Below are 13,313 nucleotides of genomic sequence, written 5' to 3' on the forward strand. Positions count from 1 at the left end.
TAACCAACACCACGTGAGGACCTTTTTACAGTGAGTGCGAACCACCCCATATCCTTTAACGTCATCAGCTCGGACCTCAAGAAGGCTTCGGCGGATGCGCTTGTCATCGGCGTCGGCAAGGGTGCCGACGGTGCCGTCCTGCTCGACTCGCCCCTCACCGCCTCCACGGTCAAGTCCCTGAAGGAATCCCTGGCGGCCCTGGGCGTCACGGGTGACGCGGACCAGTTGGTGCGCCTCCCCGGACTGCCGGACACCGGCGCGAAGGTGCTGGTCCTGGCCGGAGTGGGCAAGCTTGCCGGCACCGAAATCACCGAGGAATCCCTGCGCCGCGCCGCCGGCTCGGCCGTCCGCCAGCTGGCAGGCCTGGCCCACGTAGTGCTCGCGCTGCCGACGACGACGGTCGAGCAGGTTTCCGCGCTGGCCGAGGGGGCCGCACTGGGCGCCTACCAATACGACAGCCTGCACTCGAACAAGGCAGGGAACAAGGCTGCCGTTGCCAAGGTCACCATTTACTCCGCACTCGCCAAGGACCCCAAGCTGGCGGCCGCGCTGCTGCGGGCTTCGACGGTGGCCAAGGCGGTCAACGCCACCCGCACCCTGGTCAACGAACCCCCGAGCCGCCTCTACCCGGCCACATTTGCTGAAGCCGCCAAGGACCTGGCCAAGGGCCTGCCGGTCAAGGTGACCGTCATGGATGAAAAGCGCCTCCTGAAGGACGGCTTCGGCGGCATCATGGGAGTGGGGCAGGGCTCCTCGCGCCCGCCGCGCATGGTGAAGATGGAATACAAGTCGGACAAGGCCGTTGCGGACCTGGCCCTCGTGGGCAAGGGCATCACCTTTGACTCCGGCGGCATCTCAATCAAGCCCGGCGCCGGCATGATCACCATGAAGTGCGACATGGCCGGCGCAGCCGCCGTGCTGAACACCGTCCTGGCCGTGGCGGAACTGGGCCTCCCCGTCAATGTCACCGGATGGCTGTGCATTGCCGAGAACATGCCCTCCGGCACCGCAATTCGCCCCTCCGACGTGCTGACCATCCTTGGCGGCAAGACGGTGGAAGTCCTGAACACCGACGCCGAAGGGCGCCTGGTCATGGCCGACGGCCTCGTGGCCGCCTCCCATGAATTTCCCGACGTCATCATTGACGTTGCCACCCTGACCGGCGCGCAGGTGGTGGCACTGGGCCACCGCACAGCCGCCGTGATGGGCGACGACGGCGTGAGCGCAGCGCTGAAGGCTGCCGCAGACCGGGCCGGCGAACTCATCTGGCCCATGCCGCTGCCCGAGGAACTGCGCCCGTCGCTGGACTCCCCCGTGGCCGACCTGGCCAACATTGGTGAGCGCATGGGCGGCATGATGACGGCCGCCGTGTTCCTGCAGGAATTCATCGGCAAGGACAAGAACGGTGAGACCATCCCCTGGGCACACCTGGACATTGCCGGGCCGGCCTTCAATGAAGGCGCCCCGTACGGCTACACACCCAAGCAGGGCACAGGCATGGCCGTGCGCACGCTGGTGGCCTACGTGGAGGACGTCGTGGCCCGCAGCAACCAGCGGTGACCAATCCCATAGTGACTATGACCACAAACGGCTTTACTGTGACAGGGCCGAGGTGGAGCATGGAAGTTCTGACCGCTAAGGTGAGTGCTGAAAGCTTTTGTCCCTGACACCCGTGTGCCACCGACCCTTGATGGCATTGGCATTGGTGATCCTGGACATGTCAGGCCTGCCGTCCGCATCCGGACGGCAGGCCTGGCACAACAATTGATGAGATGGCGCGCGACCCCGTGCGCCACCCGAACGCGAGGGAGCGTCTAAGTGGCCGAACAGGCAGCTGGGCAAGAATTCGACATCCTGATTCTCGGTGGCGGCAGCGGCGGATACGCCGCGGCATTGCGGGCCGTCCAATTGGGCAAGACCGTGGGGCTGGTGGAGAAGGCCAAGTTGGGCGGGACCTGCCTGCACAACGGCTGCATTCCCACGAAGGCACTGCTGCACGCAGCAGAAGTTGCCGACCACGCCCGCGAAGGCGCCAAGATCGGCGTCAACGTTGAGCTCACGGGCATCGACATGAACGCCGTGAACGCGTACAAGGACAGCATCATCGCCGGCAAGTACAAGGGCCTCCAGGGCCTCATCAAGGGCAAGGGCATCACGGTCATCGAGGGTGAGGGCAAGCTCACAGCAGCAAACACCGTCACCGTCAATGGCGTGAACTACACCGGCAAGAACATTGTGCTGGCCACCGGTTCATACTCCCGCAGCCTGCCCGGGCTGGAAATTGGCGGCAAGGTCATCACCTCCGACCAGGCGCTCACCATGGACTACCTGCCCAAGAGCGTCATTGTGCTCGGCGGCGGCGTCATCGGCGTCGAATTTGCTTCCGTCTGGAAGTCCTTCGGCGTGGATGTCACCATCATCGAAGGCATGGCCTCCCTGGTCCCGAACGAGGATGCCTCGATCATCAAGGTCCTCGAGCGGACCTTCCGCAAGCGCGGCATCAAGTTCAACACGGGCACCTTCTTCCAGGGCGTGGAGCAAACCGCCGACGGCGTCAAGGCCACCCTCGTCGACGGCAAGACGTTCGAGGCCGACCTCATGCTGGTCGCCGTCGGGCGCGGCCCGTCAACGGCCGGTCTCGGCTATGAAGAAGCCGGCGTCACCGTCGACCGCGGCTTCGTCATCACCAACGACCGGCTCCACACCGGCGTCGGCAACATCTACGCCGTGGGCGACATTGTCCCGGGTGTCCAGCTGGCACATCGCGGGTTCCAGCAGGGCATCTTCGTGGCCGAGGAAATCGCCGGCCTGAACCCTGTGGTGGTTGAGGACATCAACATCCCCAAGGTCACCTTCTGCGACCCGGAAATCGCCTCCGTCGGCTTGAATGAAAAGCAAGCGAAGGAGAAGTTCGGCGACGCCAACGTTGAGTCCACCGAGTACAACCTTGCGGGCAACGGCAAGAGCGCCATCATCGGCACTGGCGGCATCATCAAGTTCGTCCGCGAAAAGGACGGTCCCGTGGTGGGCGTTCACATGATCGGCACCCGGGTGGGCGAACAGATCGGCGAGGCCCAGCTGATCGTGAACTGGGAAGCCTACCCCGAGGACGTTGCAGGCCTGGTGCACGCGCACCCCACCCAAAACGAAGCCCTCGGCGAGGCGGCCATGGCATTGGCCGGCCGCCCGCTCCACGGCTAGCAGTACCTCATTAGTGCACCCGGCGCCTGCGCCGGGTGCACTAAGCTCAAATACAAATAATCATTACTTAATCATTACTCATGAATTTCATGTCCGGCGCCTGGACAAGGCACCGCACAAAAAGGAGAACGGGGACGAAATGTCTGAATCCGTGAACTTGCCCGCCTTGGGTGAAAGTGTCACCGAAGGAACCGTCACGCGGTGGCTCAAGCAGGTCGGCGAACGAGTTGAAGTGGACGAGCCCCTGCTCGAGGTTTCCACCGACAAGGTTGACACCGAAATTCCGTCGCCGTTTGCAGGCATCCTGGAGCAGATCCTGGTTCCCGAGGACGAGACAGCAGAAGTCGGCGCCCCCCTGGCCATCATCGGATCCGGCGACGGCGCCGGCGCTGCAGCCCCCGTTGCTGAAGCTGCCCCGGTGGCCGAAGCAGCCCCCGCCGCGGAACCAGCATCTGCGGCCGAGCCGGTCGAGGCACCCGCCCCTGCCGCAGCCCCCGCAGGCGACACCTTCGAGGTCAAGCTTCCCGCACTGGGCGAGTCCGTCACCGAAGGCACCGTCACCCGCTGGCTGAAGGCAGTCGGCGAAACGGTCGAGGTTGACGAGCCGCTGCTGGAGGTGTCCACGGACAAGGTTGACACCGAGATCCCCTCCCCCGTTGCAGGCACCCTGCTGGAAATCCGCGTCCCCGAGGATGAGACCGCGGAAGTCGGCGGCACCCTGGCAGTCATCGGTTCCGGCGCCCCCGCACCGGTCACGGCTCCGGCGCCCGCCGCAGCACCTGTTGCAGCACCTGCGCCCGCCGCAGCACCTGCGCCCGCCGCAGCACCTGCACCCGTTGCGGCTCCCGCACCGGTGGCAGCGCCTGCACCGGTCGCCGCTCCGGCACCGGTGGCAGCACCTGCACCCGCCGCAGCACCCGCACCCGTAGCAGCACCGGTTCCGGTTGCCGCACCCTCGGCACCGGCAGCTTCCGAGTCCAACTACGTGACCCCGCTGGTCCGCAAGTTGGCCAACCAGCACGGCCTGGACATCAGCACTGTCGCCGGCACCGGCGTGGGCGGACGCGTCCGCAAGCAGGACGTCCTGGCCGCCGCCGAGGCCGCCAAGGCTGCGACAGCACCTGCCCCCAGCGCAACCGCAGCCCCGGCACCCAAGGCCGCTGCCGCCGTCGTGCCTTCTTCACTGCGCGGAACCACGGTCAAGGCCCCCCGCATCCGCCAGGTCATTGCCCGGCGCATGCGCGAGTCGCTGGAAGTTTCCACGCAGCTCACACAGGTGCACGAGGTCGACATGACGCGCATTGTCAAGCTGCGCAACCAGGCCAAGGGCGCGTTCCAGGCCGTCAACGGCACCAAGCTGACGTTCCTGCCGTTCATCGCCAAGGCTGTGACGGAGGCGCTCAAGCAGCACCCGAAGGTCAACGGCGAGTACAACGAGGAAACGCAGGAGATCACTTACCACAACGCCGAGCACCTGGCGATTGCGGTGGACACCGACAAGGGCCTGCTGGTACCTGTCATCTCCAACGCCGGCGACCTCAACCTGGCCGGCCTGGCCGGGCGCATCGCCGATGTTGCCGCACGCACCCGCAGCGGCAAGATCGGCCCGGACGAGCTGTCCGGCGGCACGTTCTCCATCACGAACATCGGCTCCGTGGGCGCCCTGTTCGACACCCCGATCATCAACCAGCCCAACGTTGCCATCCTGGGCACCGGCGCGATCGTCAAGCGCGCCGTGGTGGTGGCCGATGCAGACGGCGACGACACCATCGCCATCCGCCACATGATGTACCTGTGCCTGACGTACGACCACCGCCTGGTGGACGGCGCGGACGCCGGACGCTTCCTGCAGACCTTGAAGGCCCGCCTGGAAGAGGGCGCGTTCGAGGCCGACCTGGGCCTGTAACACACCCGCACCACAGCTTCGGGGTTGCCTTCCTCACAGGAAGGCAACCCCTTGCTGGTTTGTGGACACTTTGTCGCTAAGATACTGGCATGACTGTACTTCAGAGCATCCTGGTATTCCTGCACGTCCTCGGCGCCGCTGCGATCGTGGGCGGCTGGTTTGCCACCTTCAAAAAGCCCACCGTTTTGCCCATCCAGCTCTGGGGCGCCATCGCCCAGCTCGTGACGGGCCTGGCGCTGATGGGACTGGCCGAGGCCGGCTCGCCCGCGCCGGGCATGGCGTTCCACATCAAGATGACGGTGAAGATCCTCATTGCCATCTCCGTGCTGGTTCCTGCCATCATCGGCTACCGCAAGGCGTCCAAGGGCGAGGCTGTCCCCACCGGACTGGCCCATGCAGTTGGCGGCATGGCACTGATCAACATCGGTGTTGCCACGATTTGGGCCCTCTAGCACCAACTGACCTCGCGGCGCCTTCCTCCCTCCCGGTTTGTGACCACCGGGAGGGGCCCGGAAGGCGCCGTTTCGCGTTTTGGGCATAGGGTGGAACTACGCGCCAACCTGACGGCGCTTCACAGTGCACGCCCAGCCGCTTCACAGGAGCTGGGCCACCACCACGAACCAAGGAGTGAACATGGCTACGATTCGCAACGCCCACACCGGCTGGGTCGGCGACCTTCCCACCGGCGCCGGACAGGTTACCCTGGACAGTTCCGGACTCGGTACCTTTGACGTCACCTGGAAGGCCCGCGCCGAAGCCGCCGAGGGCAAGACCAGCCCCGAGGAGCTCATCGCCGCTGCCCACTCGTCATGCTTTGCCATGGCGTTCTCCAACGAACTCAGCAGCGCCGGCCATGCCGCCGACTACGTCAACACCTCCGCTGCCGTCACGTTTGTCCCCGGCACGGGCATCACCGGCAGCCACCTGACGCTGGCCGCCAAGATCCCCGGCATCAGCCAGGAGGACTTCGACCGCATCGCGAACGCCGCCAAGGCCGGCTGCCCCGTTTCGGCCGCGCTGGCCGGCATTGAAATCACCCTGGACGCCACGCTCGACGCATAACGCGCCCAGTGTACGGATAAGGCGGCCCCCATGTTGTGGGGGCCGCCTTATCCGTACCATCGGGGTGTCCTGGCCGCGTTGGCGACCGTCAGGGGCGCGGCGGCAGCGGCGCCGCGGCCACATTGCGGTAGCCCTCCAGTGCCGGCGGCCGCACGGTCGCAATCTCCTGCTGCATTTCCAGCAGCACGCCGATGGCGGCCTCCAGCTGCGGGTCGTTGCCCGCCAGGTGGTCGTGCGGCGGGAACGGCACCTCGATGTCCGGGTCCACGCCGTAGTTTTCCACGTGGAAGCCCTGGCCTTCGCGGAACCAGAAGGCATAGCGGGGCTGGGTGACCGCCGTGCCGTCGGCCAGTTGGAACTTGCCGTCTATGCCCACCACACCGCCCCAGGTGCGCATGCCCACCACGGGGCCGATCCCCCTCAGCTTTGCGACGGCGGTGATGATGTCGCCGTCGGACCCGGCAAACTCGTCCGTCAGGACCACCACGGGTCCGCGGGGCGCCTGCGAAGGATAGATTTCCGGTGCGCGACCGCGGCCCAAGGCCCAGGCGTCCATGCGGCGGCCAATGACCTCCGCCACCAGCTGGGACGTGTGGCCGCCCCGGTTCCGGCGCACGTCAACCACCAGGGCGTCCGCGGCCGTCTCGGTGTCCAGGTCGCGGTGCAGCTGGGCCCAGCCGCGCGGCATCATGTCGGGAATGTGGACGTAGCCAAAGGCGCCGTTGGATGCCTTGCGGACCATGGCGCGGTTCGTGGCCACCCACCGCTGGTAGCGCAGCCGCTCCTCGCTCTTGAGCGGCACGACGGCGACCCTCCGGCGGGCGGGCTGCCCGCCCTGGGTGCCGGGCCGGCTGCGCAAGGTGAGTTCCACAATCTTGCCTGCAGTGCCTGCCAGCAGCGGCCCCGGCCCGCCCGCGGGGACCGGCCTGCCGTTGACGGCCTCCAGGATCTCCCCCGGGCGCACCGCCACCCCGGGCGCAGCGAGCGGCGAAAAAGCCTGCGGGTCTGAGGACTCGCCGGTGAAAATCTCCTTAACGGCATAGCCGTCGGGGGTGGCCTCCAGCACGGCGCCCAGGTGGCCCTGGGCTCCGGCACCTTCCTCCACAAGGGGTGCGGGGGTGACGTACGCGTGGGAAGTGCCCAGCTCGCCATGCAATTCCCACAGCAGGTCCACCAGGTCGCTGTGGCTGCCCAGGCGCTCCACGATGGGCCGGTACCGGTCGTGGACGCCTTGCCAGTCGACCCCTGCCATGTCCGGGGTGTAGAAGAAGTCACGCTGCAGACGCCAGGCCTCCTCAAATGCCTGCCCCCAGGCTTTGACGGGGTCCAGGCGGAGCACGATCCGGTCCAGCCCGACGTCAAAGGCAGCGTCGTTGTCCTTGGCCGGCTTGTTGCCGGCCGGGAGCACCTGGACGGCACTGCCAAGGATTGTCACCAGCCACTTGCCATTGCCGCTCACCCTGAAACGGTCCAGTTCCGGCACAATCACGGTGGTCTTGCCCGTCACCAGGTCAAAGTGTTCCAGGCGGGCGGCAGGCGGCTTGGCTGAAGCATTGGCCAGGCCGTCCCCGGTTGCCCCGGCTGCCTGCTCCACCTGCCACAGCAGCCCGCCGCCAATGGCGGCCAGGTCCACGTAGCGGTCCTGGGCCACCGGGACGGCAATGATGCGCGCGGGGAGCCCGTCAGCATCAACCGCCACGGTCACGGGAGTATCAACGGCCTCCCCTGCGGCGTCCGGATCCTTCGGTGCCGGGGCTCCCCCCACATGCGGTCCAAACGGCGACGGCGTCCCTGCCGCGAGGGCTATCAGGAACGGCTTGACGGACAGGGGGAAGCCGAGGTCAAAGGAATGGGTGTCGTACACGGGGTCAAAGCTGCGCTGGGAAAGGAAGGCCACAAATTTGCCGTCGGGGGTGAAGACGGGCCGGTGGTCTGCAAAGCGGCCGTCGGTCAGTTCGACTATGCGCTCCCCGGCACCGCTGGCGGGCGCCACGGCCGCCATGCGCAGCCTGGCACGCTTCTCGTCCTGGTCCAGGGGTTCGCTCCACGCCAGCCAGGCGGAGTCGGGGCTGAATGCCAGCTCGGACACCGGCCCGGCGGGAGTTTCGGAAACCACTTCCATGGATCCCTTGTCGACGTCCACCAGCAGGACCTCGCCAAATTCGGTGCCGACGGCAATGTACTTCCCGTCCGGGCTGGCCACGGCTTCGGCGGCACGGGTGCGTTTCGGGTAGTCGATGCGCCGCAACTCCGCGGCCGGGGGTGCTGCCTGCGCCACGGCGCCGCTGCCTTCCGCGGCAGCAGAACCCAGCTCCGGCGCATGTGGGGCGGATGCAGCGTCGCGTTCCGGGGTGGAGGCGACATGGAAAGTTTCACTGTTGACGGCCTGCGCCGAGACGGGCTGCGGCAACTGGCCGCCGTCGGGCTCCCCCTCGGCAGCCGCCGGGGCATCGGACGCAGTCAGGCCCACCGGCGCCGCGGGGAAAACCTCGGCGGCCGTCTCGCCGGCCGCCGCCAGAGGGGCGATGTACAGCGCCTCCTCGCCCCCGGTGTCGGCCACATACAGGACATGCCCGTCGCCAAGCGGGCGTGCCAGCCGCGCCCGGACGCCCGGTTCCGCCGCCAGGACCCGTGCGGGCCCCTCGCGGTGGGTCAGCCAGTGGACGGTGCCGTGGCTTTCCACGATGCTGGCCTGGCCGGAGTCGGCCGGCACCACCTGGCCCAGGTGCTCGCCCGGGTCCAGCGGGCGCGGGGTCCTGAAGCTGGCCGGGGCGCCGAGTGTGATTTCCAGCTGCCGGGCCTCGGCGTCGAGGTTGTCCAGAACGAACAGGTTGCCGGCAGATTCAAAGACAATCCGGGTCCCGTCGGTGCTGGCGTGGCGGACGTAAAACCCCTCAAAGTCGGTGTGCCGGCGCAGTCCCGAGCCGTCCGGCAGCACGGAGTACAGGTTGCCGTGCCCTTCGTGATCGGACAGGAAGGCGATGCGCCCGCCAACCCACATGGGGTCGCAGAGGTTGCCGTCCAGTTCCGGCACCAGCCGGGTGAACTCGGCAGAGCCATCCGCATCGATCCACAGCTTTCCCCCGGTGCCTCCGCGGTACCGCTTCCAGGCGGCCGGCTCCCGCGACAGCACGGAGGAGAGCACCATGGGCCGTTCATCGCCCACGACGGGACCATAAGCAATGCTGTCCACGGGCCCGTACCGCAGCGGATTCAGCCTCCCGCCCGGCAGTCCGACGGCGTACGCCCACGTCAGGCGGGAATCCGGCTGTTCGCAGGCGCTGGTCACCAGCACGTCCCCTTCCGGGGTGAATCCCTTGACCAGGGTGGACGGATGGCCCCAGTAGGTCAACTGTTCGGCCGCGCCCCCGGAGACGGGGGCCGCCACCACTTCCGGTGCCTCGCCGCGGGTGACGGTCCAGACCAGGTGGCTTCCGTCGGGGGTGAACCGCGGGTTGCGTGGCGGGGACGCCTCGGCGGACACGCGCCAGGCCCGTCCGCCGGCCAGCGGGGCAATCCAGACGTCGTCCTGGGCCACGAATGCAAGCAGGTCCTGGTTGACATGGGGGTAGCGGAAATAGCTGGAGGAGGTCATTTACGTATCTTAGCCATTGCTCAGGCCGGTCACGGGAGAATCTCCTGAATCACCCAGCGTTTGTTGACCTGCACCAGCAGGATCGACAGGTGCTGCCGCCGTTCCGTGTCCTGCCGGTGCACCACGGTGCCGGATGAATCCTGTTCGGCAAAAGGGCTGGTGGTGACCGTGGCAGTCACGGTTGCGGTGGGAGTGGGTGCATCAGATCCGCCAGTCAGGAGCCTCGCCTGCGCAAGCTGCGCGCCTTCGACGGCAATGTCCAGCCCGGCCAGCGTGTGCCCGGACTGCACCAAGCTCCGTGCAATGGCTGCATCGGCCAGCATGGCCGGGGAACCGGCCGCATTGACAGCTTCCAATAGCGGCAGGTCCGCGTTCGACAGCGCGAAGGAGCGCAGCCAGGCGAGGGCCGGCAGGGCTGTGGCCGGATCCGTGGACATGAGGGCGGTGCGGATGGCCGGCGGCACCCTTGCCGCCACCGATCCCAGCGGTGCCTGGACAGGCACGTTGCCACCGGCAACCGCCCCTGTTCCTGCGCCACTTGCCGCCACCGTCGGTGCCCCATCCCGTCCGGGGTGCCCCGTGGCGCCTGCCGTGAGCTGCCAGCCGGCCAGTGTTCCCGCCACTACGGCCATGGCGGCCAGCCCGGCCAGCCAACGGAGCTTTCGGGGGCTCGTCCCGGGCCCGCTCTGAGCAAAGGCGATCGGGGGGTCCTGCCGCTTCCGTGAACGGCGCCGCCTGGGCCGGGCCGGGCGGAGGGGCCGCTTGAGCACCGTGCCGGCCAGGCGTCCCCAGCCGGTCCGGGGCCCGGTCTGCCGTGCCCTGCGGGTCAGGAGGTCCGGCAGGACGCTCGGGTGCACCGAAGCGGCCAGGGCCACCGGCTCCGCCCGGGCGCTGCGAAAGACTGCCTGGGCGAAGGCAGCCGCCGTGGGCCGCTGCCCGGCATTGTCGGCCAATGCGGCCTCCAGTGCCGCGGCAAGCTCCACCGGAACGCCGGGAACATGCATGCTCAGGGGCATGCGGTCCCGGGTGGCCGGCGGCGGCTGGCCCGTCAGCGCGAACCACCCCACGGCCGCCATGCCGTAAACGTCCGTTGCCGCCGAAGGATGCCCGTCGGAGAGCGGGCGGAACCCCGGTGTTCCGCCGCCGGAAACCTCGCCCTGCCCCACCAGGCGGCCAAATCCCAGATCGCCAAGCACCGGCTTGCCGTGGGCTGTCAGGAGTACATTGCCGGGGGAAACATCGCCGTGGACCACCCCGTTGGCCTGCAAAAATGACAACACCTGGCCCAGCGGGGTCAGGATCGTCACCACCTCCCCCACCGTCAGGGGACCACGGGCCGCCACGATGTCACGCACCGACCCTCCCGCGGCGTGGTCCATCAGCAGAGCGCTGCCTCCCTCCCAGGCGCCGCCCAGACCGACGACACCATGGATCCGGAGCAGGTGCTCGTGGTCATAATGGGCCAGGATGCGCCACTCCTGTGTGATCTCGCTCGCATTGTTACGCCCATCCCCGAATTCCGCTGCTGTGCCGCCCTGCCGGCCAGCCCCGCCGGGCAGGTAGCACTTGGCAGCCAGCGGTGCCGAGCCGTCCTGCGGCTGCACCAGCCACACCGAGCCCTGCGCCCCGCCGCCAAGCCAGCGGACCGTGTCATATCCGGCGATCTCCGGTACACGCCGCTCGCCGCCTTGCTCCCCGTTTGCCTCCATACACCAGTGATAGACCATTTTTGACATTCCTGCCGAAAGTTATCCACAGGACCGTTGTCCACAGGGGCGTTTTCGGATTTAGGCGAATTTCCTTCGTCGCCTAAAGTGGCAGCTATGACTGTTGAGTTCACAGAGGTCGGTTTTGCCCCGGATTTTGTCGACTACAGCGGTGCCTGGGACCAACAGCGCAAGGTGCACGACGCCGTCGTCGCCGGCGCTGCGGGAAACACGGTGCTGCTGCTCGAACACTCCGCTGTTTACACGGCTGGAAAACGTACCGAAGACCATGAACGCCCCTTTGACGGCACCCCCGTCATCAATGTTGACCGGGGCGGCAAGCTGACCTGGCACGGCCCGGGCCAACTGGTGATGTACCCGATCGTGCGCCTGAAGGATGCCCATGGAATCCGGGAATACGTCCACACCCTGGAAGAGATCATCATAGAAACGCTGGCCGCCTTTGGTGTGGCCGGAGTCCGGGTTGAAGGCCGCGCCGGCATCTGGCTGCGGGCCGACGGCACCGCCCCGGACCGCAAGATTGCCGCCATCGGCATCCGCGTCCACGACGGCGTCACCATGCACGGGATCGCCATCAACGCCAATAACGACCTGGCACCCTACGCCCAAATCATTGCCTGCGGCATTACCGATGCAGGCACCACCACCATCGCGGCGGAAACCGGCAACGACGTTGGGCCTGCAGCACTGGTGCCCATCCTCGAGGCAGCCACCCGCCGCCTCCTGGGCCCCCTGGTCGAGGATTTCACCCCTGGCCTAGTAGCGACCGGCACCGCTGCTGTGCAGCACCCGGCAGAAGGAGTATTGGCATGACGTTGGCACCTGAGGGGCGCAAGATGTTGCGCATTGAGCAGCGGAACGCGGCGGTTCCGGTGGAGCGCAAGCCGGAGTGGATGAAGGCCAAGGTGGAGATGGGGCCGGAGTTCATTGCGATGAAGAACCTGGTCAAGGGCCAGGGCCTGCACACGGTGTGTGAGGAGGCCGGGTGCCCGAACATTTTTGAGTGTTGGGAGGACCGGGAGGCCACGTTCCTGATTGGCGGGTCCGAGTGCACGCGCCGCTGCGACTTCTGCCAGATCGACACGGGCAAGCCGTCCCCGATCGACATGTTTGAGCCGACGAAGGTGGCGAGGTCGGTGGTGCAGATGAACCTGCGCTACGCGACCGTGACCGGGGTGGCCCGGGACGACCTGGCCGATGAGGGGGTGTGGTTGTACGCGGAGACGGTCCGCAAGATCCACGAGCTGAACCCGAACACGGGGGTGGAGCTGCTGATCCCCGACTTTTCCGGCAAGCCCGAGCACATTGCCGCGATCTGCGAATCCGCCCCGGAGGTCTTCGCCCACAACGTCGAGACGGTCCCGCGGATCTTCAAGCACATCCGCCCCGCGTTCCGCTACGACCGCTCCCTGGACGTCATCAGCCAGGGCCGGGACCTGGGCATGGTGACGAAGTCGAACCTGATCCTGGGCATGGGCGAGACCCGGGCCGAGGTCTCCGCGGCCCTGCAGGACCTGCACGACGCCGGCACGGACCTGATCACGATCACCCAGTACCTGCGCCCCTCCGAACGGCACCTGCCCGTGGACCGGTGGGTCAAGCCCCAGGAATTCCTCGAACTCGCCGCCGAGGCCGAGCAGATCGGCTTCCTCGGCGTCATGTCCGGGCCGCTGGTGCGCTCCTCCTACCGGGCCGGGCGCCTCTGGGCCACCGCGATGCGCAAAAAGGGCCGGGACATCCCCGAACACCTCGCCCACATCGCCGAGGGCATCGAGGACTCCGGCCACACCCGCCAGGAAGCCGCCTCCCTCATCGCCGCCCG

Annotated in this window: 9 protein-coding genes; 7 read left to right on the forward strand and 2 right to left on the reverse strand. The window is 67.4% G+C overall.

Going from position 1 to position 13,313, the window contains the following annotated elements:
- Positions 1-30: 30 nt before the first annotated feature.
- The 5 genes from LPN03_RS13630 to LPN03_RS13650 all read left to right on the forward strand — a co-directional run bounded on the left by LPN03_RS13630 (position 31) and on the right by LPN03_RS13650 (position 6,169).
- Positions 31-1,560: a leucyl aminopeptidase gene (locus LPN03_RS13630; protein ID WP_262454627.1), complete on the forward strand. Its 1,530-nt coding sequence runs from the start codon at positions 31-33 to the stop codon at positions 1,558-1,560.
- Positions 1,561-1,818: 258 nt separating this feature from the next.
- Complete coding sequence (lpdA, locus tag LPN03_RS13635) at positions 1,819-3,201, forward strand: dihydrolipoyl dehydrogenase (protein WP_262454628.1); 1,383 nt, start codon at positions 1,819-1,821, stop codon at positions 3,199-3,201.
- Positions 3,202-3,340: 139 nt separating this feature from the next.
- A complete protein-coding gene (sucB, locus tag LPN03_RS13640; protein WP_262454629.1) occupies positions 3,341-5,107 on the forward strand; it encodes a 2-oxoglutarate dehydrogenase, E2 component, dihydrolipoamide succinyltransferase in 1,767 nt (588 codons plus the stop codon).
- Positions 5,108-5,196: 89 nt separating this feature from the next.
- Positions 5,197-5,559 (forward strand): hypothetical protein, encoded by a 363-nt coding sequence (locus LPN03_RS13645; RefSeq protein WP_165183352.1) that lies wholly within the window; start codon positions 5,197-5,199, stop codon positions 5,557-5,559.
- 181 nt (positions 5,560-5,740) lie between these two features.
- Complete coding sequence (locus tag LPN03_RS13650; RefSeq protein WP_165183353.1) at positions 5,741-6,169, forward strand: OsmC family peroxiredoxin; 429 nt, start codon at positions 5,741-5,743, stop codon at positions 6,167-6,169.
- 88 nt (positions 6,170-6,257) lie between these two features.
- Here the strand turns inward: LPN03_RS13650 and LPN03_RS13655 are convergent, their stop codons facing one another.
- Positions 6,258-9,764 (reverse strand): S41 family peptidase, encoded by a 3,507-nt coding sequence (locus LPN03_RS13655; RefSeq protein ID WP_262454630.1) that lies wholly within the window; start codon positions 9,762-9,764, stop codon positions 6,258-6,260.
- Positions 9,765-9,793: 29 nt separating this feature from the next.
- Positions 9,794-11,473, reverse strand: a complete 1,680-nt coding sequence (locus tag LPN03_RS13660; RefSeq protein WP_262454631.1) for a serine/threonine protein kinase — start codon at positions 11,471-11,473, stop codon at positions 9,794-9,796.
- 105 nt (positions 11,474-11,578) lie between these two features.
- Between LPN03_RS13660 and lipB the strand changes: the two genes are divergently transcribed.
- Both lipB and lipA read left to right on the forward strand, forming a co-directional pair.
- Entirely contained in the window at positions 11,579-12,304 is a 726-nt protein-coding gene (lipB, locus tag LPN03_RS13665) for a lipoyl(octanoyl) transferase LipB (RefSeq protein WP_262454632.1), read from the forward strand.
- The coding region (lipA, locus tag LPN03_RS13670) for a lipoyl synthase (RefSeq protein WP_262454634.1) at positions 12,301-13,313 on the forward strand (1,013 nt) is incomplete at its 3' end. The genes lipB and lipA, both read left to right, overlap by 4 nt.

Source organism: Arthrobacter sp. A2-55 (assembly GCF_025548615.1).
Classification (GTDB): Bacteria; Actinomycetota; Actinomycetes; order Actinomycetales; family Micrococcaceae; genus Specibacter; species Specibacter silviterrae.

Bases quoted from the DNA above. Each gene is read 5' to 3' on its own strand.
- sucB (WP_262454629.1), top strand. From the start codon at position 3,341: ATGTCTGAATCCGTGAACTTGCCCGCCTTGGGTGAAAGTGTCACCGAA.
- LPN03_RS13645 (WP_165183352.1), top strand. From the start codon at position 5,197: ATGACTGTACTTCAGAGCATCCTGGTATTCCTGCACGTCCTCGGCGCC.
- LPN03_RS13650 (WP_165183353.1), top strand. From the start codon at position 5,741: ATGGCTACGATTCGCAACGCCCACACCGGCTGGGTCGGCGACCTTCCC.
- LPN03_RS13660 (WP_262454631.1), bottom strand. From the start codon at position 11,473: ATGGAGGCAAACGGGGAGCAAGGCGGCGAGCGGCGTGTACCGGAGATC.
- LPN03_RS13655 (WP_262454630.1), bottom strand. From the start codon at position 9,764: ATGACCTCCTCCAGCTATTTCCGCTACCCCCATGTCAACCAGGACCTG.